Raw genomic sequence first — 23872 nt, forward strand, 5'->3', positions numbered from 1 at the left:
AATGAAATTATATGATTCTTTAAAAAGAGAATTTGTTGAGATTGATGTTCCTAAATTTTGTATTTATAGTTGTGGTCCTACGGTTTATGATTTTATTCATATTGGTAATGCAAGACCTTTAATTTTAACTGACATTATTGTTAGATATCTAGAATACATGGAAATCAAATATAAATATCTTTTAAATATTACAGATATTGATGACAAAATAATTCAAAGAGCTGCTGAAAATAATATTACAGAAGAAGATCATGCTAAAATCTATTCTGATGCTTTTTTAAATGATCTTAAGAATTTGAATATTAAATCTCCAACTTTGATAACACCAATTTCTTCAAAAATAAGTGAAATTTTAATTTTTATTGATGATCTATTGAAAAAAGGATTTGCTTATGAAAAAAAAGGTAATGTCTATTTTGATATAAGTCAATGAAATAACCAGTATGGATCTTTGTCAAATCAAAATATTAATAATCTAAATAACGGTGAAAGAATTGAAGTAGACGAAAATAAAAAAAATCCTCAGGATTTTATTCTTTGAAAAAAAACAAAAACTGGTAAAAAATGACTTTCTAAATGAGGGTTTGGGAGACCAGGATGACATACAGAATGTGCTCTTTTAATAGATGACTTTTTTAAAGATACAATTGATATTCATGTTGGAGGAATTGACTTGAAATTTCCTCATCATGAGAATGAAAGAATTCAATATATTGCAAAGAATTCAAAAGAATTATCAAACATTTGATTGCATAATGGTCATATTTCAATTGAAGATGTTAAAATGTCTAAATCTCTTAAAAATACAATTCTTGTTAAAGATTTTTTAGAAGAAAATGGAGCAAATTCATTAAGATACATATTCTTAAATTCAAATTATAGACAACCTTTAAATATCTCTCAAGATTTAATTAATCAATCACTTGATTGAGTTTCAAAAATTGAGTCATTGTTAAAGACTATTAATTGATCTACTGCAATTGGGCAATTAATATTGATAAATGAAACTCCAATTGATGAAGATTTTAATTCTTATAAATACATTACAAATTTTAAATCTCTATTAAATGACGATTTAAATACTCCAATGATAATTTCACTTATTGATGAAATGTGTAAAAGCATTAACATTCAAATGAAAAATAAAAAAGTAGATTTAACTTATAAAAAATTACTATCTATTTTAAAAGTTTTAGGCTTCAATTTTAATATAAAAAAATTAGATAAGCTAGATATTGAAAAAATAAAAGAGTGAAAGATTTTAGTTTCTCAAAAAAAGTTTGACAAAGCAGATAAATTGAGAGAAACTCTTAAACAGGAGAATATCATTTAATGAAAAACTATATTTATGGAAAAAATGCAGTTGAAAATACAATTAAAAACTTTATAGATGAAATTAAGCAAGTTTTTATTTTGAAAGGTCACGCATTTGATCCAGAAATTTTTAGTATCATAAAACAAAAAAATTTGGAATGACACTCTTTGGAAAGGCAAGAGTTTAACTCACTAATAAAAGATGGAGTTAATCATCAAGGTTTAATTGCACAAGTAAAGGACTTCAATTATCTTGAATTAAAAGACTTCTATAATAATTCAAAATTAAAACAAAAAGTTTTGATTTTAGATAAAATACAAGATCCACAAAATTTTGGATCAATTATTAGAACTGCTAGTCTTTTTGGAGTTGATGGGATTATTATACAAGAAACCAATCAAGTTCAAGTTACACCAGCAGTTATGAAAGCTTCTGCGGGAACGATTTATAATGTGCCAATCATCAAAGTTAGTAATCTTAAATCTGCAATTAGCAGCTTAAAAGATAGGGGATTTTGGATATATAGTTCTTATTTAAATGAGGAAAGTAAATCCATTGGGGAAATCGATTTTGATAATAAATCAGTAATAATTATAGGGAATGAGGGAAATGGAATTGGAAGTAAAATCATAGAAATGTCAGATTTCACTTTTAAAATTGAAACTAATAACGTGATTGACTCGTTAAATGTTTCTGTTGCAACAGGAATAATCCTTTTTGAATTATCTAAAAAGTAATTTTTGAAAGGAACAATAAATGCCAAATAAATATGGCGCGTTAGACGCAATTAAAGAAACAATAAGAATAGAATTTGGAAATGAAATTTCTGAAAAGGAATTATTACATTTTCAAAAATCTGTAATAAAAATTATTAACACAGAACATATCAAGTTAGGTTATCTCCAATTGGATAAAGATGATTTTACATCACACGTTTTTTTTGCACTTAAAGAGATTAAAAGCAAATTTGATATAAATAGAAAAGTGCCTTTATTAGCTTATGCAAATTTTATAATTAAGAGACGTATCTTAGATTATGCAAAATATCTTAAAAGGGATAAAAGAAAAATAACTCTATTAATAATAAACTCATTTAGAAGTGGAATCACAGAAGAGGGTCAGACTTTTATTGATAGAGATATTGATAAATTTTCTTTGCAAATATATAATGAAGAACAGAAAAATCTCTATATTAGAAAAACCTTAAAAAATTTCATAGAGTATGAGTGCTTAGAAAAAGAAGCTCTTATTGCAAAAATGATGTATAAAGGATATAGTCAAAAAGAGATTATTAGTAAATTAAAAATTAAAAGAAAGGATTTTTTGGAATTTAAAGAAAAACTAAAAATTCTTTTTAAGGGTTTTATTAAAGATAGTTCTAATATATAATATGTAAGAAAAGAAGAGAGTGTTTTCATGCCACAATCAAAAAAGAAAGTTATATTAGTTTGTAGTGAGTGCCTTTCAAGAAATTATACTATTCAAAAAAGTACTATTTCTCAAAGAGAGAGATTGCAAATTAAAAAACATTGTATTACTTGTAATGCACATGTTTTACATAAGGAGACAAGATAAATATGTCTGATAAAAATAATTCAAAAGAGCAAAAAGCTCAAGAAAAATTAAAGAAAATTCAAGACAAAAAAGCTCAAAAAGATAGTAAAAAGACTCTAAAGAAAGAGAAAAAAGAAGAATTTACTAAACTATTTAATGAGTTTGAGGGGCATGATGGTACACAAGAAGGAAAAATCAAAGCAGCTAAAAAAAGAAAAGTAAAAAAAGAAAAAGAAAAAATAAATTACAAATTAGCTATAAAAGAGGCACCTATTAAGTTTCTTAAAGAAGTAAATAAAATACAATGATCTTCAAGAAAAAATTTAGGAACAAAATTTTTATGAGTTATAATATTTATTGCAATCTTTGGAGTATTCTTTTTCTTTGTTGACTGAGGATTTCAAAGCTTATTTGAACTTATTAAAATTATTTAAAAGGAGATTATCATGGAACAACGCTTATTTGACTTAGAAGATGAATTAGCATCTTATAAAGGACAATGATTTGTAATTAATTGTAATAGTGGACACGAAGACCGTGTTAGAGCTGACTTACTTCAAAAAATTGAAACATCAGGATTAGAGGATAGAATATTCGATATTAGAATTTCAAAAGGACCTGTTGTAGGAAAAAATAATAAAATTAATGAAAAAAATAAATTTCCAGGATATCTATTCATTAATATGAATATGACTGATGAAACTTGATTTATTGTAAGAAATACTCCAGGAGTAACTGGTTTCATTGGTTCATCAGGAAAAGGTGCGAAACCTTTACCATTAACAGTTGAAGAAGTTTCAAGAATGTTAGAACAAAATAGTCAACAAGATAAAAATGAAAAAACATCAAAAGGTAATGCAAATCAACCTAAAAAAGAAAAAGTGTTGTTTACTGCAAAATTCACTACAAAAGAAGTTGTAAGAGTGAAGGATGGTCCATTTGCAGGCACTGAAGGTCAAGTTATTGAGATGGATTTCGAAAAGGGAATTGCTATTGTTAATATTGAATTATTTGGAAGAATTACACAAACAGAATTTGAATTTTCGAATTTAGAAAAAGCTTATATCAATTAATTTGAACTTTGTTTATACAAAGTTCTTTTATTTTCTTGTATTATTATTTTATGAGGTAATTAAATATGAAAATAATTAAATTTGAAATAATTTTAAAAGATGGCAAAAAAATGCAAGCTGAGCTTTTCCCAGAGTTAGCACCAATATCAGTTGAAAATTTTGTAAACTTAATAAAAAATAAATATTTTGACGGATTAATATTTCACAGAGTTATAAAGGACTTTATGATTCAAGGTGGAGGAATGGATGTTAAAATGAATGAAAAAGGTGGTCTAGAACCAATTAAAGGAGAATTTTCAATTAATGGTTGAAATAAAAATGCAACAAATTTAAAACATCTACCTGGAGTATTATCAATGGCAAGAACAAATGATATGAATAGTGCCACTAGCCAATTTTTTATTGTTACAGGAGATGCTAGTTTTTTAGATGGTCAGTATGCTTCGTTTGGAAAACTATCAAATGAAGAAAGTTTAAAAATAGCTTTGGAAATTAGCAATTGTGAAACAACAACACATGATTATCATGATGATGTACCAACAGAACCAATCATTATAGAAACAATGAATCTTATTTAATAAAAGGGATTCATTTTATTTTTAAATTGTGTTATTATTATTTATGGCAGATTTTAATTGTGGAAGTAAGATAAGCAAATGCATATCATTACGTTAGGACCACAGCGAAAACAGGAGGTGTTGTTCGTGGCAAAAAGAATCACACGTATAGCAAAATTAGAATTTATGGCAATGCAAGCAAAACCTGGTGCAGAATTAGCTTCACTAGGAATTAACATGCCTCAATTCACACAACAATTTAATGATGCCACTAAAGATAGAGCTGGAGAGGTAGTGCCTGTAGTTATTACAGCTTATGATGATAAATCTTTTGATTTCATTTTAAAAACTACTCCAGCAGCATTTATGCTAAAAAAAGCTGCAGGAATTACTAAAGGATCATCAAAATCAGGAACTGAAACTGTTGCAACTATTACAGCAGAAGATGTTAAAAAAATTGCTGAATATAAAATGGAAGATTTAAATGCAAACACAATTGAAGCAGCGATGAGAATTATTGAAGGTTCAGCAAGAAATATGGGTATTAAAGTTACTGGAATGCCAGAAAAAGAAGGTAAATAATAATGGCAAAATTAAGTAAAAAATTAAAAGCTGTTAACCAAAAAGTTGATAAAACTAAATTATACCCAATTGCAGAAGCTATTAAATTAGCAAAAGAAACTTCAGTTACTAAATTTGATTCAACTGTTGAAATTGCATTTAACTTAAATGTAGATCCAAGACATGCAGACCAACAAATAAGAGGGGCAATTGTAATGCCTGGTGGAACAGGTAAAACTCAAAAAGTTTTAGTTCTAACAAAAACAAAAGTTAAGGAAGCTGAAGATGCAAAAGCAGATTTTGTAGGAGCAGAAGATTTAATTAACAAAATAGCAAAAGAAAATTGATTTGATTTTGATATCATTGTTGCAACTCCAGAAATGATGGCTGAATTAGGTAAAATTGGTAAAGTCTTAGGACCAAAAGGATTAATGCCAAACCCTAAAACAGGAACAGTTACAATGGATGTAGCAAAAGCTTTAGATGAAATTAAAAAAGGTAAAGTTGAATATAGAACTGATAAAGAGGGAAATGTTCACTCAATATTAGGTAAAGTTTCATTTAATGAAGAAAATTTAATGAAAAACTATACAGCAATTTTTGATGTAATCAAAAAAGCAAAACCAGCAGCAGTTAAAGGTACATATATTAAAAATATATCTCTTTCAACAACTATGGGTCCTGGAATCAAAGTTCTTATTGAAAACTAGTAAAATCTCACAATTGTGAGATTTTTATTTTTTTATTTTATAATAATTAAGAAAGGAAATGAAACTATGAAATGATGATTTTCAGATTATGATGGAACAATTAATTTGACACATAATGATTATATTGATCCAAGAGATTTAGAATTTATTAAAGAGTGAATTAAGGAGGGTAATAAATTTGCAATAGCAACTGGAAGAATGGAGCACGAAATTCAGCCAGTTCTAGAAAAAGCTAATATACCATATGACTATATGATTTGTAATAATGGAGCAGTAATTTATGAAAATGGTAAGGGAGTAATTGCAAATGCTTCAATTCCCAAAGAATCAAGAGAAGAAATAATTAAAATTTTTGACACTTTAAAAGAGAAGTATGTTTTAGGTTATTGTTTAAAAGATAAAAGAATGAGTTATTCAAAAGTTGATCAACCTGAAGTTTATGATAATTTCTTTTTAAAGAAATATGCTTCTACTCATAATAATTTTGAACAAGGTAATCATGATATTTTAAATTCAAAAGATTTAAATTTATTGTATTTCTTTCTAGCAGAATCACAAATTGAAGAAGTTAAAAAATTATTAGAAGGAAAAATAAAAGGTTGTAAAGCAGTAAGAACACATAAAAATGTTATTGAAATAATGAGAGAGGATGTCTCAAAAGCTTACGGAATTAAAGTTATCCAAGAGCTTAATAAATTTTCATCTGAAGATATCTATACAAGTGGAGATGGTGAGAATGATATTGAAATGCTTCAATATACAAAAAATTCTTTTGCTATGAAAAATCATCAACCAGGAGTTGATAAAGCAGCTAAACATATCATAAGTAATGTTTTTGAAATAAAAAACTTTTAAATAAATCAAATTTACTATTGCCTTAAAGTAACTTTAATGAATTATAATTTTAAATGAGGGATCACCTTTGAAAGTTAATCTATTTAGAAAATGGAGAAGTGCATGGATAAAATATATTTAAACGAGTTAGCAAAAATTCTTAAAATAAACGAATCTGCTTTAAGATATTATGACTCACGGGGTTTAATACCAAAATTACAAAGAGATAAAAATAATTATCGTTTTATTCTTGAAGACGATTTAGCTTTTCCCAAAACAGTTATTTGCCTAAAGAAAACAGGTATGTCATTAAAAGAAATTAAAAAATATTTAGATTTTGTTGAGCAAGGTGATTCTTCTATAAAACAAAGATATGAAATGATATTAAAACAGGAAAATATTGTTTTGAATAAACTTAAAGATATTCAAGAACAAATTGAATTTATTGAATACAAAAAAGGTTTATATTTTAAAAAATTAGATAAATAAGAAAGGTGATAAAAATTTTGAAAACAAGAAAATTAGGAAAAGATTTAATAGTATCTGAAATTGGTTTAGGGTGTATGGGATTAAGTTTCTCATTTCCTCCATTTCCAACAAAACAAGAAGCTGTTGATTTTATTAGAAAAGCATATGAAAAAGGTGTAACATTTTTTGATACTGCTGAAATATATGGCCCTTTTAATAATGAAGAGATTTTAGGAGAAGCACTAGAACCTTTTAGAGATAAGGTTGTTATTGCAACAAAATTTGGATTTAGTTACAATGACGATGGAACAAGAGGCGGAATTGATAGCAGTGAAAAAAATATAAGAAGAGCAATAGATGGTTGTTTGAAAAGATTAAGAACTAGTTATATTGATTTATTTTATCAACACAGAGTAGATCCAAATACTCCAATAGAAGAAGTTGCAGAAGTTATGAAACAACTTCATAAAGAAGGTAAAATTAAACATTGAGGATTAAGTGAAGCTTCTGCAAATACTATAAGAAAAGCTCATAAAGTTTTCCCAGTAACTGCTTTACAGAGTGAATACTCATTATTTTGAAGAGATCCAGAAAAAGAGATTATACCTACACTTGAAGAATTAGGAATTGGTTTTGTTCCATTCTCTCCTTTAGGAAGAGGTTTCTTAACTGGAACAATTGATTTAAATACAAAATTAGAACCTGGTGATTTTAGATTAACAATACCAAGATTTCAAAATAAGGAATATTTAAAAGCAAATCTTAAATTAGTAGAATTTGTTAAAGAATTAGCAGAAAAGAAAAAAACTACAAGTGCAGCTGTTGCAATTGGTTGAGTTTTAGCGCAAAAAGATTGAATTGTTCCAATTCCTGGTACAAAAAGGATTGAAAGATTAGAAGAAAATTTAACAGGAGCTGATGTTAAATTTACACAAGAAGAATTAAATGAAATTAAAAAAAGACTTGATCAAATTGAACTTATTGGAGAAAGATATAATGAAGCTACTAATAAAGCAATTGATAGAACTTAAAAATATTTAAAATTACTTAAAAGTTGTTTATTAATAAACAACTTTTTTTAAATCATTTATAATTTTTTTAGGAGAAAACTATGATAAATATTAAACACAAACTTAATTTATTAATTTCAAAACAAGAAATTGAAAAAGAGATCACAATTTTAGCAAATGAATTAAATGACAAATTTCAGGGAGAACAGATAAGTCTTATAATGATACTTAATGGTTCCGTTTTCTTTTTTGCAGATTTAGCAAGAAAATTAAATATGCCAATTAAAATGGATACAATTTCTATATCAAGTTATTTAGGAACTGAGTCGACAAGAAAGGTGAAATTTCATAAAAAGATTGTCAAACCTATTATAGAAAATAAGCATGTTTTAATAATTGAAGATATTATTGATACAGGTAGAACGCTAACAAATGTTTATGAGTATTTGCAAACACTTAATCCTAAAACATTAGAGATAATCACTCTGGCTGATAAAGAAGGATGCCATGAAGATTTTAAGTATAATTATAGATCTCTTTTCAAGGTACCAAATAAATTTGTAGTAGGTTATGGTTTTGAAATTGATGATTTATATAGACAATTAGACCAAATTTATACTATTGAAGATGAAAATTAATGCTATACTAAAAAATTAAAAATATGGCTATTAGAGGTTCTAAATATGTTATTATATAAGTGCTATTCGTACCGAAGAAAGTAACTGGGATTTATCCCTTAATTTGTTACCGAGGAATGAAATTACATATATTATTTGTAAGTAATCTAATCTTACAAAGTTTATTGTATTTTTAATTGACCTCGGAAATTATCTGAGGTTTTTATTTTGATTTTAAAAACGAAAGTAAAAAAGGAGGTTGTTAATAGTGTCAAACGCAAGACCAGCTCATGCTAAAAAGAATGAGATAGTTAAAGAAATTTCAGACAGAATCCAAAACTGTAAAGGAATGGTAATAGCTGAATATAAAAATTTAACTGTAGCACAAATGACAGATTTAAGAAACAAAGCTCGTGAAAAAGGAATTTTTATTAAAGTTTATAAAGATTCATTAGTTAGAAGAGCAACTGAAGAATTAAAAATTAAAGGACTAGATGCATATTTAGTACAACAAAATATCTATATTTTTTCAGATGAAGAAGCTTTATTTCCATCAAAATTAGTTTCAGAATTTGCAAAAGTAAATCCAGATCTAGTTCTTAAAGCAGGTATATATGAAGGAAATGTTATGGATACAGCAGCAATTAATGAAATTGCTTCTCTTCCATCAAAAGAAGAATTATACTCAATGTTTGCTTCATCACTTATTTACCCATTACGTCAATTTATGTTGACTGTAAAAGAAATAGCAAAAACAAAATCACAATAAATAAGCAATTAAGTGTACAAATAGCAATTAATTAAAAATTAAAAAAAAAGAAAAGAAAAAGGAGAATATAAAAATGGCAATTACAAAAGATGATATTATTAAAGCTTTAGAAGAAATGAAATTAACAGAATTAAACGATTTAGTTAAATCAATAGAAGATCACTTCGGAGTTGTAGCTGCTGCAGCAGTTGCAGCACCAGCTGCAGCAGCAGGAGCAGCAGCACCAAGTGAAGTTAGTGTTATGTTAACAAGTGCTGGAGGAAACAAAGTTTCAGTTATTAAATTAGTTAAAGAAATGACAGGTTTAGGATTAATGGATGCTAAAAAATTAGTAGATGGAACTTTACCTGTAGCAATTAAAGAAAATGTAAAAATTGAAGAAGCAGAAGAATTTAAAAAACAATTAATGGAAGCTGGAGCTTCAGTAGATTTAAAATAAAAATTAATTTATAATGACCTAGTAGGTCATTTTTTATTAGAGGGAATTTTATATGTCAAAATCATCAAAAATATATTTATTAAAAGATTACATTACTAATACTGCTATTGAAGTTGGAGAATATAGTTACTTTTATAGTTTTCAAAATGAAAAGGGTGCTAGAGAATTTCAAAATAGAAATATCTTGTATCATTTCCCAAATGTTCATAAAGATAAATTAATTATTGGTAATTTTTGTGCTATTGCAGAAGATGTTAAATTTCTAATGAATGGTGCAAATCATAGAATTGATTCAATATCAACTTATCCATTTGAAATGTTTAAAGAGTTTGAATTTAATGAAAAAACTGCTAAACCTTTTAAAAGTAAGGGAGATACAGTAATTGGTCATGATGTTTGAATTGGGTATGGAGCAACTATTATGCCTGGGGTAAAAATTGGCAATGGTTCTATTATTGCAGCAAAGGCAGTTGTTACAAAAGATGTTGAACCTTATTCAATTGTTGCTGGAAATCCAGCAAAAGTAAAAAGAATGCGATTTGAAAAAAATAAAATAAAAGAGCTAGAAGACTTGCAATGATGAAATGAAAGTATAGAATCAATTAAGACTATGTTAGAGAAATTAACTAAATAACTAAAAAAATGCAAAGAAATAATTATTCTTTGCTATTTGCTATTGATTTAGTCTTTAAAATAAGATAGAATTTTTTTGCGTATGTTTTATTTGAACGGGGGACACTATTAAATGAATTACAAAATCAAGAAAATTAATGCATTAGTGGAAAGGCGTGACTATGCTAAGGTTTCAGGTGATTTAGAATTACCAAATCTTATTGAGTTACAAACAGACACATTTGATTGATTTAAAAATAAGGGAATAAATGAAGTATTTGAAGAAGTTTTTCCAGTAGTTTCAGCTGATGGAGATATAGTATTATCAATGACTGATTGAGAGTTTAGAGAACCAAGACTTTCAATTACAAAAGCAAAAGAAGAGTCAAAAATATTTGAAGCACCAATTTATTCAAATTTATCTTTAACTATTCATATGGAAGATGTTGAGGTTTTTAAAGAAGAAATTTCAGGTTCTATGGAAACATTCTTAAAAGGATGATTACAAGAGAAATTGGAATCAACTGGAGTTGAATTTAAAGACAGTAAAGGATCACTTTACTTTTTTGAGTTCAAAAGCAAGGTTGGCGAAAAAGATGCAATTCAAATTGAAATTAAAGAAGACAAAGAAGAATTTTATTTAGCAAATATTGATATTTATAAAACAGGAGAAGTTTTCTTTGGTGAATTCCCTATAATGACAGATAGAGGGACATTTATTATTAATGGTAGTGAAAAAGTAGTTGTTTCACAATTAGTTCGTTCACCTGGAAGTTATTTCAAAGAAGAAATGAACCGTAAAAATGGGGAAATGATTTATTTTGCAGATATAATTCCATCAAGAGGAACATGATTAGAATTTGAATTAGATTCTAAAAAAGCTTTAGATAATAAAGTATTAAATGTTTTTTATGTAAAAATAGATAAATCTAGAAAAACAACAGCAACAAGTTTATTGACTGCATTCAAAATGCAAAAAGAACAAATTTTAGATTTGTTTGATAATAATGAAGTAATTTCATCAAGTTATGAATTGGATACTTTAACTGGTGATATTGAAATAGATTATGAAAACCAAGTTCAAGAAATTTATAAAAAAATTCGTCAAGGTGAAACAGCAACAGCTGATGGAGCAAGTAAATACTTATATGGTTTACTATTTGACAAAAGAAAATATGATTTAACAAAAGCAGGAAGATTTAAATTACAACAAAAATTATCTGTAAAAAACAGATTAATTGGACGTGTTTTAGCTGAAGATATTATCGATGTTAAAGGTAAAGTTGCTTTTGAAAAAGGAACAGAAATTACAAAAGATATTTTAGATGACTTAGATAAAGTATTAGAAGCTGGTGCAATGGTTCAAAAAATTAACTTTAATGAACAAATAACATCAGGTAATGAAATCCAAAAAGTAAAAGTTTATAAAGATAATGATTTAAGAGATGAAACAGCAACAATTATTGGGATTACAAAAAAATCAAAAGATGAATTTATTAATTTACCAGATATTGTTGCAACAATTTCTTATGCAATAAATTTAATGGATGGTATTGGTGAAATAGATGATATTGATCATTTAGGAAACAGACGAGTTAGAACAGTTGGAGAATTATTACAAAACCAATTTAGAATTGGTATGATGCGTATTGAAAAAAATGTAAGAGAAAAACTTGCAACTTCAAATCCGTTCAAAATGAAACCATCAAGTATTATTAACAATAAACCATTAACTGCAATAATTGGTGAGTTTTTTAACCTTTCACAATTATCACAATTTATGGATCAAACTAACCCATTAGCTGAATTAACAAATAAACGTAGATTAACAGCATTAGGGCCAGGTGGTTTAAGTAGAGATAGAGCTGCTTTAGAAGTTCGTGACGTTCACCCTTCTCATTATGGGAGAATATGTCCAATTGAAACTCCTGAAGGACCAAACATTGGGTTGATTAACAATTTATCAACTTATGCAAAAATTAACGAATATGGGTTCATTGAGACTCCATATAGAAAAGTTAAAAATACTAAAGTTATGTCAGGAGAATATGAATATTTAACTGCAGATAAAGAAAAAGATTATGTTGTTGCTCAGGCAAATATTAATTTAGGTGAAGATGGAACAATTTTAGATGACCAAGTAATTGCTCGTTATAGAGGAGATGACATAATGGTTAGTCCTAAGGATGTTGACTATGTTGACGTTTCTCCAAAACAAATTGTTTCAATCGCTACATCATGTATTCCATTTTTAGAGAATGACGATGCTAACCGTGCACTTATGGGAGCAAACATGCAACGTCAAGCTGTACCATTAATTAATCCAGAATCTCCAATTGTAGGAACTGGTGTTGAACACGAAGCAGCACGTGACTCAGGAGATGCTGTTGTTGCAACAGCTCCAGGTATTGTTAAATATGTGGACTCTAAAAAAGTTGTTATTGAACAAAAAGATGGAATTAAAACATATGATTTAAATGACTTTAGTCGTTCAAATAATGGAACAGCTTTAACTCATTTACCAATTGTAAAAATTGGAGATAAAGTTAAGGCAAGAGATATTTTAGCTGATGGACCTTCAATGGAAAAAGGTGAATTAGCTTTAGGACAAAATGTTGTTGTAGCATTTACTACTTGAAATGGTTATAACTATGAGGATGCTGTTATTGTTTCAGAAAGAATTGTTATTGAAGATAGATTTACTTCAATTCATATTGATGAATATACAATTGAAAGAAGACAAACAAAACAAGGTCCAGAAGAAATAACAAGAGATATTCCAAATATTTCTGAAGCAAGCAAAAAATACTTAGATGAAGATGGTATTGTTGCAATTGGAGCAGAAGTTAAAGTTGGTGATATTTTAGTGGGTAAAGTTACTCCAAAATCACAAACTCAATTATCACCAGAAGATAAATTACTACATGCTATCTTTGGAGAAAAATCAAGAAATGTTAAAGATAATTCTTTAAGAGTACCTAATGGTGGAGAAGGAATAATTAAGTCAATTAAACGTTTCTCAAGAGTTGATGGTCATGACTTACCAGCAGATATTTTAGAAATCATTAAAGTTTATGTTGTTCAAAAACGTAAAATTCAAGAGGGAGATAAAATGGCAGGACGCCATGGTAACAAAGGTGTTATTTCAAAAATCTTACCTGTTGAAGATATGCCACATATGGAAGATGGAACACCAGTTGACATTATGTTAAATCCACAAGGGGTTCCTTCACGTATGAATATTGGACAAGTACTGGAAATCCATCTAGGAATGGCTGCAAAAAAACTTGGAATTAAAGTTAATACTCCTGTTTTTGAAGGGGTTAAAGAACAAGAATTACAAGATATTATGGAAGAAGCTGGAATGGATAATTATGGGAAAGTTACATTAATTGATGGGCAAACAGGTGAAGCATTTGATAAACCTATTTCTGTTGGTGTAATGTATATGTTAAAACTATCTCACATGGTTGACGATAAATTACATACAAGAAATATTGGACCGTACTCATTAATTACTCAACAACCATTAGGAGGAAAAGCTCAAAATGGTGGTCAAAGATTTGGAGAAATGGAAGTTTGAGCGCTTGAAGCATATGGTGCTGCTTATACATTACGTGAAATCTTAACTATTAAATCTGATGATATTAAAGGTCGTATTAAAACATATGAATCAATTGTTAGATCTAAACCAATTCCTAAACCAGGAATTCCTGAATCATTTAATGTTCTTACAAAAGAAATTATGGGATTAGGATTTGATATGCACATGATTGACCAAGATGGTAAAAAAGTGCAAATCAATGCTTATGATGACGATGATGATTTTGAAATCGATGATGAATTATTATTAGCAGACTCATCATTTAATGAAGGTGACATTGCAGGATTTAGTGAAACTAGTGAAGATGATGTTATTACTTTTGATGATGAAAGTATAGAAGAATAAAAGAGGAGAAGTTTTAAAATGGCAATTTCAAATAAAAGAATGATTAAAATTGAATTAGCTTCTCCAGACGTGATTAGATCTTGATCACGTGGTGAAGTTACAAAACCAGAAACAATAAACTATAAAACATTAAAGACAGAAAAAGAAGGTCTATTTGATGAAAGAATCTTTGGACCTACAAGAAATTATGAATGTGCTTGTGGAAAATACAAAAAAGTAAAAAACAAAGGTAAAGTCTGTGAGCGTTGTGGAGTAGAAATTACTGAATCAATTGTTAGACGTGAAAGAATGGGGCATATTGAGCTGGAAGAACCAGTAACTCATATCTGAATGTTAAAAGTAGCACCTTCAAGAATAGCTTCAATTTTAGATTTAAAAACCAAAGAAGTTGAAGAAGTTGTTTATTTTGTAAGTTATATTGTTTTAGATCCAGGAAGTTCAAAACACCTTAAAAAAGGAATGGTTTTAGATTTAGGAAATGCTAAAGCAAGTTTAAAAACAAGAGAAAAATTATTAAAAACACTTGAAGATATTAAAGCTGGAATAGAACCAGATACATTTTCTTGAAAAAGAGCAGAGAACTTAATTAATCAGTTGAGAACTCCAAGTTTACCATTTTCAATGGATGAAGCAGCAACTTTCATTTCAAGATATATTAATGCAAAGTTTGGAATTGGTGCTAATGCAATTGAGGATTTATTAAAAAACATTAATTTAGAAAAAGAAATTGAAAAAATCAGATATGACTTAAAAGAAAAAAGAGGTTCATCTGAACAAAACAAATTAATGAAACGTTTAGAAGTTTTAGATTCTTTAAAAAAATCAAAATCAAGACCAGAATGAATGATTTTACATGTTATTCCAGTAATCCCACCAGATATAAGACCAATTATTCAATTGGATGGTGGTAGATTTACTACTTCTGAAATTAACGATTTATATAGAAGAATAATTATTAGAAATGAACGTCTAAAAAAAGTTAAATCAATGGGAGCTCCAAGCATTATTGTTAATAATGAAAAACGTATGCTTCAAGAAGCAGTTGACGCTTTATTAGATAACGAACGTAAACCAAGACCAGTTACTGGTAAAGATAAACGTCCTTTAAAATCATTAACATCAATTTTAAAAGGTAAGCAAGGAAGATTCCGTCAAAACCTTTTAGGAAAACGTGTTGACTATTCAGGTCGTTCAGTTATTGCTATTGGTCCAGATTTAAAAATGTACCAAGCTGGTATCCCAAGAGATATGGCAATTACATTATTCAAACCATTTATCATTAGAAGATTACAAGAAAAAGATTTTGCAGAAAATGTAAAAGTTGCAGAAAAAATGATTTTAACAAATGATGCTAAAGTTTGAGATGTGTTAGAAGAAGTAATTAAAGATAGACCGGTTTTATTAAACCGTGCTCCTACTCTTCACCGTTTAGGTATTCAAGCTTTTGAACCAAAATTAGTTAAAGGTAAAGCAATTAGACTTCACCCATTAGTAACTACAGCTTTCAATGCTGACTTCGATGGTGACCAAATGGCTGTCCATTTACCAATTAGTGATGAAGCAGTTGCTGAAGCGAGAGCACTTATGTTAGGTTCAAAAGCAATTCTTGGACCAAAAGATGGTAAACCAATTGTTACACCAACTCAGGATATGATTTTAGGAAACTATTACATAACAACTGAAGAAAAAGGTGTTCTTGGAGAAGGAACTTTATTTGCAAGTTATGACGAAGTAAAAATTGCATATGAAACTGATTCTGTTTCATTAAACGCCATTGTTGCAATTCCAATTAGTGAACTTAAAAATAAAAAAATATCAGATAAACACAAAGATAAATTCTTAATTACAACTGTTGGTAAAATTTTCTTTAATCAAATGTTTGTTGAAGAATTCCCTTGAATTGTTAATGCAAATATTAACAATGCAGAAGAAGAAATTGAGAAGTTTGTTATTGATGGAAATACTGATATAAGAACTTATATTGCAAAAGATTATCAAATTCAACAACCAATTAAGAAAAAAGAATTGTCTTCAATTATTGAAAGATACTTTAAATTATTTGGAGCACAAAGAACTGCTCAAATGTTAGATAATATGAAGGATTTAGGATTTAAATTCTCATCAAAATCTGGAACAACAATTAGTGCTGCTGACGTTGTTGCTTATACACAAAAATTTGAAGACTTTAAAATTGCAGATGAGAAGGTAACTCAAATTACTAATTTCTATAATATGGGTATGTTAACAAAAACTGAGAAAAAACGTAGAGTAATTACTGTATGATCTCAAGTAAAAGATAAAATTCAAAATAAACTTGAAGAAGTTCTAAAAAAAGATCCAAAAAATCCAGTATTTGTTATGGCAGATTCAGGAGCTCGTGGTAACGTTTCAAACTTTACTCAGTTAGTAGGTATGAGGGGACTTATGAATGACCCTAAAGGTGATATTAAAGAAATTCCAATTAAGTCATCATTCCGTGAAGGTCTAACTGTTTCAGAATATTTTATTTCTACTCACGGAGCAAGAAAAGGTATGGCTGACGTTGCCTTGAAAACAGCTGACTCAGGATATTTAACAAGAAGACTTGTTGATATTTCACAAGAAATTATTGTAACTGAAGATGATTGTAAAACATCAAAAGGATTTGATGTGCATTCAATTATTGAAACTAAGCATGATAATATAATTGTTCCTTTAAAAGATAGACTTGTTGGAAGATTTACTTTCAATGATGTTGTAACTAAAAAGGGAAAAACAATTGTTGGAGCTAATGAATTAATAACATTACAAATTGCTGATGATATTATTAATGCTGGTATTGAAGAAGTTCAAATTAGAACAGTTTTAACATGTGATACAAACCGTGGAGTATGTAGAAAATGTTATGGTATAAACTTAGCAACAGGAGAAATCGTTACAATTGGTGAACCTGTTGGAGTTATTGCAGCCCAATCAATTGGTGAACCTGGTACTCAGCTAACTATGCGTACTTTCCATACTGGAGGGGTTGCTGGGGGAGCAGATATTACTCAAGGTCTACCTCGTATTAAAGAATTACTTGACGTTACAAATCCTAAAGGTTCAATTGCTATAATTTCACAAATTGATGGTGTGATAAAAGAAGCAAAAGAAGAAGAAGGAATAATTACAATTGTTGTATCATCTGAACAAGATGAAAGAAAATACAAATCACAATATGGAGCTATTTTAAGAGTTTCTGAAGGTGAAGTTGTAACTCGTGGTCAAAAATTAACTGAGGGTGCAATAAACATCAAAGAATTATTAGAAGTTGCAAGAATTGAAGATGTACAAAATTACATTCTAAAAGAAGTACAAAAAGTATATCGTTTACAAGGGATTGAAATTTCAGATAAATATATTGAAATTATTGTTAAACAAATGTTGAACAAAGTTAAAATTATTGATTCAGGAGAAACTGAATTACTTCCTGGAGAAGTTATTTCTTCAAGAACATTTAGAAATGAAGTTAAAATTGCAATTATGGCAGGTAAAAAACCACCACTTGCAAAACATGTTATCTTTGGTATTAAAAAAGCACCACTTGAATCAGATTCATGATTATCAAGTGCTTCATTCCAAGATACTGCAAGAGTTCTTGTAAAGGCTGTAATCAAAGGAAAAATTGATAAATTAGAAGGATTAAAAGAAAACATTATGTTAGGAAACTTAATCCCAGCTGGAACAGGCCTAACTGGTAGTGCAGATATTATTAAAAAAGGTAAGGAAACTTACGACTCAGAATATTAAAAAGGTGAAAACCTTTTTTTATTTTAAGTTTTTTTGATTTTAAAATAGTGTATATTCATTTAGAGGGAGCTTTTAAATTATGAAAATATATATTGGAAATGATCATGCTGGTGTTGATATGAAAAATCACATAGTAAAATACTTAAAATCAAATGGTTATGAAGTAATAAACATTGGAACAGATAATGAAGATTCAGTTGATTATCCAGATTTTGGTAAAGAGGTTGCAAAAAAAGTTGTTGAAAATAAATCTTTTGGAATAGTTATTTGTGGAACTGGTATTGGAATATCAATAGCTGCAAATAAAGTAAAAGGTGCTCGTGCAGCTTTATGCTATGAAGATCAAACAACAATTTTAGCAAGACAACATAATAATGCAAATATTTTAGCTCTTGGAGCAAGAATGATTGCAAATGAAAAGGCAGTTAGACTTGTAGATATTTTTTTAAATACAAAATTTGAAGAAAGACATAAAAATAGAGTAGAAAAATTGAATAATCAATAAGGGGGGTTATAAGATGGCTTTTACAATTATTAAACATCCTCTTATTCTAGATAAATTAACTAGAATGAGAAAAGAAGATACATCTTCTAAAGACTTTAGAGAAAATCTAAATGAAATAGGACAATTAATGGTCTATGAAATTTTTAGAGATGTTCCTATACAAGAAATTGATATTAAAACACCCGTAACTGAAACAAAAGGTTATAAGTTAGATATTCCAGTAGTTTTAGTACCAATTATTAGAGCTGGATTAGGAATGACAGAGGGTATTCAAAGATTAGTACCAACTTCAAGGATTGCACATATTGGTCTTTATAGAGATGAAGAGACTTTAGAACCAGTTCAATATTTTGCAAAAACAACAAAAGATATTGAAAATAGTTATGTTATTGTTGTTGACCCAATGTTAGCAACTGGGGGAAGTGCTTCAAAAGCAATTGAAATAGCAAAATCTTGAGGAGCAGTTCAAATTAAATTTGTTTGTTTAGTTGCTGTTCAAAAGGGTGTTGACAGAATTATTAAAGATCACCCAGATGTAGATATATATACAGCTAGTTTAGATCCAATTTTAAATGCAAGTGGTTTTATAGAACCAGGTCTTGGAGATGCTGGAGATAGAATTTTTGGAACAAAATAGATATTTTAATAATATCTATTTTTTTATTATGAATCGTTCTGTAAGATATATATCTTTGAAATATTTAACAAAAAAGCCTATTTGAATCTTTATTAATTTATTTAAAATTAAACAAATAAATTTTAGTGATTACTATATAGGAATTATTACACTATAAAATAGAAAATCAGATCTGTCAAGAAAAACGTCATTAACTAAAATTATTTCTAATATATCCCAAATTTTTTATTTAATCTGAATATAATTTTCCTAGATTTTCCAAATTAATAAGAGTATTATTAATTAGATGGAACTTAATAAGGAGATTATAAGTTGTTAAAAAATAAAGGAAAAATTATATTAATATCCCTTGTTTCAATGATTACATGTTTATTAACAATTCTAGTTCTTCTAAAATTAGTAAATTATTCATTAGTTACTGGTTATCTCTTAGGTTCTTGTTTTTTATATATTTCATTATTTTTTATGAAATTAGCAATAAAAAATTTGATCGATACTTTAAATCCTTATAATTATATGTTTATTATCACATTAAGAATAGGATTTTATATTGTTCCATTCCTTATAAGTTTTTACTTACCTAATTTATTTAGTATATATGGATTAGTAATTGCTTTTGTAATAAATTGATTTCCATCAGTTTATTATAGTAAAGCAAAGTAAGTAATTTTTTATATGGTAGCCACTCAAAAAAAGAAAGGAGTATATATGTTCCTTGCAGATGACAAAGGTTTTGGTGATGTTATATTTGCAATTACCCCTCAACTTTTATCTATATTAATAACTTGCATTATTATTTGTACATTTTGTATAGTCTATAATGTAAAAATAAGAAATTATAAAGAAGATAAAAAATTAACAGGATTTTTAGTTTTGACAGAAATGTTTATAACTAAAGTTGAAAATATGGTTATTACAATAATGGGTAAAGAATACAGAAAATTGACGCCGTACGTAATGTATCTATTTATGTATATAATAGTATCTTCTGTTGTAGCAATTTTAGGAATAGAACCATTAACCACTTCTTATACTGTTACATTCTCTATGGGATTTGTAACGTTTATAGGAATTTATTATTATGGATTAAGATATCAAAAACTAGCTTTTTTCAAAAGGTATTATAATCCAATTGAAATTTTAGGACAATTTGTTCCTTTAATATCTCTTTCATTTAGATTATTTGGAAATATGCTTGGAGGAAGTATTTTATTAGGATTGCTTTATGCAAGTTTAATACAACTTCAAGGAAATATATTCTGACCAAGTGGTCCAGGAATGGATTGAGATAATAAATTAAGTTACTGATGAGCTGGTTTTAATGTTTTTTCAGTAATTTCATTACCATGGTTACATTTATACTTTGATTTATTTGATGGAACCATTCAAGCCGTTGTATTTTCAATGTTGACTCTTTCATATTGATCTGGTGCCAAATTAGGTGAGGGTCTTAATGATGGAAAAGAAAAAATTGAAAGATAATTTATAAAAGGAGAAAAAATATGTTTGCACAAATACTTACAAATTTAGGGGGTAACTTTATTTCAGTTATGCCTGTATATACAACATTATTAATGTTTCTAGCTGAAACAAAAGAAGTTGGTCAAGGTTTAAAACTTCTTGGAGCAGGACTTACAGGAATGGGAATGGTTGGAGCATCAATTGGTCAAGGAATAGTAGGGTATGGAGCTTGTATTGCAATTGGTAGAAATCCTGAAACAGCACCCAAAATAACTTCTACATTAATTATTACTGCTGGTTTTGCAGAATCAGGAGCCATCTACGCACTTGTAATTGCAATTTTATTAATTTTTGTAGCATAAGAAAGATGAGATGAATTTTATGTTTTTAGAGGCTGGAATACCAAATATTATTGAAAATTTATTTCCAAACTTAGCAAATTTTATTGCCCATATTTTATCAACAATAATTATACTAATCTTATTAACTAAATTAGTTTATAAACCCTTTAGAGAAACTATAAAAGAACGCAGAAAAAAAATTAGTGAATTATTAGATGATGCAGTTTCAAAACAAGCAAAGGCAAACAAGAATAACAAAGAATCTTTTAAAATTCTTGATTCTGCAAAAGAAGAATCTAAAATGATAATGAATTCAGCAAAGTTGTCAGCTGATAATTTAAAATTGGAGATTATGGATAATGCAAGAGCGGAAGCTGCAAATATTCAAAAGCATGCACAAAAAACAATTCAACTTGAAAAAAATGAAATGTATGAACAAATGAGACAAGAAGTTATTGACTTAGCTTTTGTAGCTGCAGAAAAACTTTTAAATGAAAATATTTCTAAAGATAAAAATGAAAAAATGATTAAAGATTTTATAAATAGTTTGGATTAGTTAAATGGTCAAGCAATCTTTAATTAATAATTGAGCAACAGCAATTTGTGAACTAGCTGTTGAACAAAAAAAAGCCAAATCATTTACAAAAACTTTAGAAGAATTAAAAAACATATTTGAGTTAAATCAAGAAGCTATATATTTTTTATCAAATAAATTTATTGATATTAAAACTAGAATAAAATTTATTGAAAAAATTTTTCAAAAAGACTTAGAACCATTACTTTTAAATTGTTTAAAGTTAATTGCTGAAAGAGAAATATTTTCGCAAATAGAATATATTTTAAATGCTTCAATAAAAAAATTATGAGAAAGTTTAGAGATTAAAAAGGGAATAATTTACTCAACATTAAAAATTGATCAAAAATATATTTCTACAATTGAAGAAAAAATAAAAAATAAAATAAATCAAAATATAAAATTAGAAAATAAAATTGATAGTTCTTTAATTGCAGGTATTAGAATTGAAGTTGCCAATAATATATTTGATTTTTCTTTAAAAGGTAAAGTTGAAGATATGAAAAATATTATTTTAGAAAATAGAGAGCAGAGGTCATAATATGTCACTTAAGATAAATGAAATATCAGAAGTTATAAAAAAGCAAATTAAAGAATATGGAAAAAATATTATTCAATCACAAGAAGGTACTGTGGCAAGTATTGGTGATGGTGTTGCTCTTTTATTTGGACTTGAAGATGTTATGATGGGTGAACTTTTAATTTTCTCAAATGATATTTATGGAATGGCTCTTAATTTAGAAGAAGGTGCTGTTGGTGCTGTTATTATGGGCGATGATTCAAAAATTCGTCAAGGTGATAAAGTAATTAGAACTTGTAAAGTTGTTGAAACGCCAGTTGGCGATGCTCTTTTAGGAAGAGTTTTAAATGGAATGGGTTTACCTATTGATGGTAATGGTCCCTTAAAAAATAAAAAATTTGCCCCAGTTGAAAAAATTGCTTCTGGTGTTATGTCAAGAAAATCAGTAAATCAACCAATGGAAACTGGTATTATGTCAATTGATTCAATAATACCAATTGGAAAAGGTCAAAGAGAATTAATAATTGGAGATAGACAAACAGGTAAAACTGCTATTGCTATTGACGCAATTATTAATCAAAAGGGCAAAAATGTAAAATGTATCTATGTAGCTATTGGACAAAAAGAGTCAACAGTTGCCCAAGTTGTTGAAAAATTAAAGCAAGCAGGATCAATGGAATATACAACAGTGATTTCAGCGTCGGCAAGTGAATCAGCACCAATTCAATATATTGCTCCCTATACAGGAGTTTCAATAGCTGAAGAGTGAATGTCTAAAGGTGATGATGTTTTAATTATTTATGATGACCTATCAAAACATGCAATTGCATATAGAACTTTGTCATTACTTCTAAGAAGGCCACCAGGACGTGAAGCATACCCAGGAGATGTATTTTATTTACATTCAAGACTACTTGAAAGAGCAGCAAGAGTAAATGAAAACTTTGGAGGTGGCAGCATTACAGCCTTACCAATTGTTGAAACTCAAGCTGGTGATATATCAGCATATATTCCAACTAATGTAATTTCAATTACAGATGGTCAAATTTTTTTATCAGAACAATTATTTAACTCAGGAATTAGACCAGCTGTTGATACTGGGTTATCAGTTTCAAGAGTAGGTTCTGCTGCACAAATTAAAGCAGTTAAACAAGTTGCTGGAACTTTAAAATTAGAATTGGCTCAATATTATGAATTGCAATCATTTGCTAAATTTGGAAGTGATTTAGATGAAACAACAAAAGAAACATTAAACCATGGACAAAAAATTGTTGAACTATTAAAACAAAGACAATATAAACCAGTTGCTCAAATTGATCAAGCAATTTTATTATTATCAATTAAAGAGAGATTAATTAAATGATTGCCTTTAAGTGAAATGATTAACTTTAAAGAAGCTGTCTTTTATCATTTTGAAAATGATAAAAACGCTAAGGCCCTTAGAAAAATGCTAGATGCACAAAAAGAGTTTAGCGATAATTTATATGCATGTGTAAAATCTCAATTAATATTGGTTTTAAAAAACATTACTTCAAAATTAAAAGGTTATAAAATTGAAGACTATGGTAAAAACGAAGAATATGAAAGTTTAAATTAGT

Annotated in this window: 26 protein-coding genes and 1 other annotated feature; all 26 genes read left to right on the plus strand. The window is 27.9% G+C overall.

All coding sequences use genetic code 4. The features are described 5' to 3' along the window. The first annotated feature begins 1 nt into the window (after position 1). Positions 2–1333 carry a cysteine--tRNA ligase gene (cysS, locus tag SCANT_RS00150; RefSeq protein WP_053945722.1) on the plus strand — a complete coding sequence of 444 codons (1332 nt, stop codon included), beginning with the start codon at positions 2–4 and terminating at the stop codon, positions 1331–1333. After that, positions 1333–2052, plus strand: a complete 720-nt coding sequence (rlmB, locus tag SCANT_RS00155) for a 23S rRNA (guanosine(2251)-2'-O)-methyltransferase RlmB (protein ID WP_053945723.1) — start codon at positions 1333–1335, stop codon at positions 2050–2052. Before cysS ends, rlmB begins: the two co-directional genes overlap by 1 nt. A gap of 19 nt (positions 2053–2071) precedes the next feature. Next, entirely contained in the window at positions 2072–2704 is a 633-nt protein-coding gene (locus SCANT_RS00160) for a hypothetical protein (protein ID WP_053945724.1), read from the plus strand. Positions 2705–2731: 27 nt separating this feature from the next. After that, the gene (gene rpmG / locus SCANT_RS00165) at positions 2732–2890 is read left to right on the plus strand and encodes a 50S ribosomal protein L33 (protein WP_020835970.1); all 159 of its coding nucleotides are present in this window, start codon (positions 2732–2734) and stop codon (positions 2888–2890) included. A 2-nt stretch (positions 2891–2892) separates the two neighbouring features. Further along, positions 2893–3303, plus strand: a complete 411-nt coding sequence (gene secE / locus SCANT_RS00170; RefSeq protein ID WP_053945725.1) for a preprotein translocase subunit SecE — start codon at positions 2893–2895, stop codon at positions 3301–3303. Between the two features lie 12 nt (positions 3304–3315). Then, positions 3316–3942 (plus strand): transcription termination/antitermination protein NusG, encoded by a 627-nt coding sequence (gene nusG / locus SCANT_RS00175; RefSeq protein ID WP_053945726.1) that lies wholly within the window; start codon positions 3316–3318, stop codon positions 3940–3942. A gap of 65 nt (positions 3943–4007) precedes the next feature. Further along, positions 4008–4520: a peptidylprolyl isomerase gene (locus tag SCANT_RS00180; protein ID WP_053945727.1), complete on the plus strand. Its 513-nt coding sequence runs from the start codon at positions 4008–4010 to the stop codon at positions 4518–4520. Between the two features lie 126 nt (positions 4521–4646). Further along, positions 4647–5081, plus strand: a complete 435-nt coding sequence (gene rplK / locus SCANT_RS00185) for a 50S ribosomal protein L11 (protein ID WP_053945728.1) — start codon at positions 4647–4649, stop codon at positions 5079–5081. A gap of 2 nt (positions 5082–5083) precedes the next feature. After that, on the plus strand, positions 5084–5770 hold the full coding sequence (gene rplA, locus SCANT_RS00190; protein ID WP_053945729.1) for a 50S ribosomal protein L1: 687 nt from the start codon (positions 5084–5086) through the stop codon (positions 5768–5770). A gap of 66 nt (positions 5771–5836) precedes the next feature. Next, a complete protein-coding gene (locus tag SCANT_RS00195; RefSeq protein ID WP_053945730.1) occupies positions 5837–6625 on the plus strand; it encodes a Cof-type HAD-IIB family hydrolase in 789 nt (262 codons plus the stop codon). Positions 6626–6727: 102 nt separating this feature from the next. Next, entirely contained in the window at positions 6728–7093 is a 366-nt protein-coding gene (locus tag SCANT_RS00200; protein WP_053945731.1) for a MerR family transcriptional regulator, read from the plus strand. 17 nt (positions 7094–7110) lie between these two features. Further along, complete coding sequence (locus tag SCANT_RS00205; protein ID WP_083434183.1) at positions 7111–8103, plus strand: aldo/keto reductase; 993 nt, start codon at positions 7111–7113, stop codon at positions 8101–8103. Positions 8104–8183: 80 nt separating this feature from the next. After that, positions 8184–8720, plus strand: a complete 537-nt coding sequence (hpt, locus tag SCANT_RS00210) for a hypoxanthine phosphoribosyltransferase (RefSeq protein ID WP_053945732.1) — start codon at positions 8184–8186, stop codon at positions 8718–8720. A 53-nt stretch (positions 8721–8773) separates the two neighbouring features. Further along, positions 8774–8934, plus strand: a sequence feature (ribosomal protein L10 leader region). Between the two features lie 33 nt (positions 8935–8967). Beyond that, positions 8968–9468 (plus strand): 50S ribosomal protein L10, encoded by a 501-nt coding sequence (gene rplJ / locus SCANT_RS00215; protein ID WP_053945733.1) that lies wholly within the window; start codon positions 8968–8970, stop codon positions 9466–9468. A gap of 73 nt (positions 9469–9541) precedes the next feature. Further along, positions 9542–9907, plus strand: a complete 366-nt coding sequence (gene rplL / locus SCANT_RS00220) for a 50S ribosomal protein L7/L12 (RefSeq protein WP_053945734.1) — start codon at positions 9542–9544, stop codon at positions 9905–9907. A 52-nt stretch (positions 9908–9959) separates the two neighbouring features. Beyond that, positions 9960–10541, plus strand: a complete 582-nt coding sequence (locus SCANT_RS05575) for a CatB-related O-acetyltransferase (RefSeq protein WP_053945735.1) — start codon at positions 9960–9962, stop codon at positions 10539–10541. 111 nt (positions 10542–10652) lie between these two features. Next, positions 10653–14468, plus strand: coding sequence for a DNA-directed RNA polymerase subunit beta (gene rpoB, locus SCANT_RS00230; RefSeq protein WP_053945736.1), 3816 nt, complete (start codon positions 10653–10655; stop codon positions 14466–14468). 18 nt (positions 14469–14486) lie between these two features. Then, complete coding sequence (gene rpoC, locus SCANT_RS00235) at positions 14487–18236, plus strand: DNA-directed RNA polymerase subunit beta' (protein ID WP_053945737.1); 3750 nt, start codon at positions 14487–14489, stop codon at positions 18234–18236. 79 nt (positions 18237–18315) lie between these two features. Then, positions 18316–18741, plus strand: a complete 426-nt coding sequence (rpiB, locus tag SCANT_RS00240; protein WP_053945738.1) for a ribose 5-phosphate isomerase B — start codon at positions 18316–18318, stop codon at positions 18739–18741. A gap of 13 nt (positions 18742–18754) precedes the next feature. Next, positions 18755–19378: a uracil phosphoribosyltransferase gene (gene upp / locus SCANT_RS00245; protein ID WP_053945739.1), complete on the plus strand. Its 624-nt coding sequence runs from the start codon at positions 18755–18757 to the stop codon at positions 19376–19378. Positions 19379–19690: 312 nt separating this feature from the next. Continuing rightward, positions 19691–20041, plus strand: a complete 351-nt coding sequence (locus SCANT_RS00250; protein WP_053945740.1) for an MG406 family protein — start codon at positions 19691–19693, stop codon at positions 20039–20041. A gap of 45 nt (positions 20042–20086) precedes the next feature. Further along, positions 20087–20860: a F0F1 ATP synthase subunit A gene (locus SCANT_RS00255; RefSeq protein ID WP_053945741.1), complete on the plus strand. Its 774-nt coding sequence runs from the start codon at positions 20087–20089 to the stop codon at positions 20858–20860. 92 nt (positions 20861–20952) lie between these two features. Next, the gene (locus SCANT_RS00260; protein ID WP_407696236.1) at positions 20953–21201 is read left to right on the plus strand and encodes an ATP synthase subunit c family protein; all 249 of its coding nucleotides are present in this window, start codon (positions 20953–20955) and stop codon (positions 21199–21201) included. Between the two features lie 19 nt (positions 21202–21220). Beyond that, positions 21221–21736, plus strand: a complete 516-nt coding sequence (gene atpF / locus SCANT_RS00265) for a F0F1 ATP synthase subunit B (protein ID WP_053945742.1) — start codon at positions 21221–21223, stop codon at positions 21734–21736. Positions 21737–21740: 4 nt separating this feature from the next. Beyond that, positions 21741–22295, plus strand: a complete 555-nt coding sequence (locus tag SCANT_RS00270; RefSeq protein WP_053945743.1) for a F0F1 ATP synthase subunit delta — start codon at positions 21741–21743, stop codon at positions 22293–22295. Position 22296: 1 nt separating this feature from the next. Then, positions 22297–23871 carry a F0F1 ATP synthase subunit alpha gene (gene atpA, locus SCANT_RS00275; protein ID WP_053945744.1) on the plus strand — a complete coding sequence of 525 codons (1575 nt, stop codon included), beginning with the start codon at positions 22297–22299 and terminating at the stop codon, positions 23869–23871. Position 23872 lies beyond the last annotated feature (1 nt).

Source organism: Spiroplasma cantharicola, assembly GCF_001281045.1.
GTDB lineage: Bacteria > Bacillota_I > Bacilli_A > Mycoplasmatales > Mycoplasmataceae > Spiroplasma_A > Spiroplasma_A cantharicola.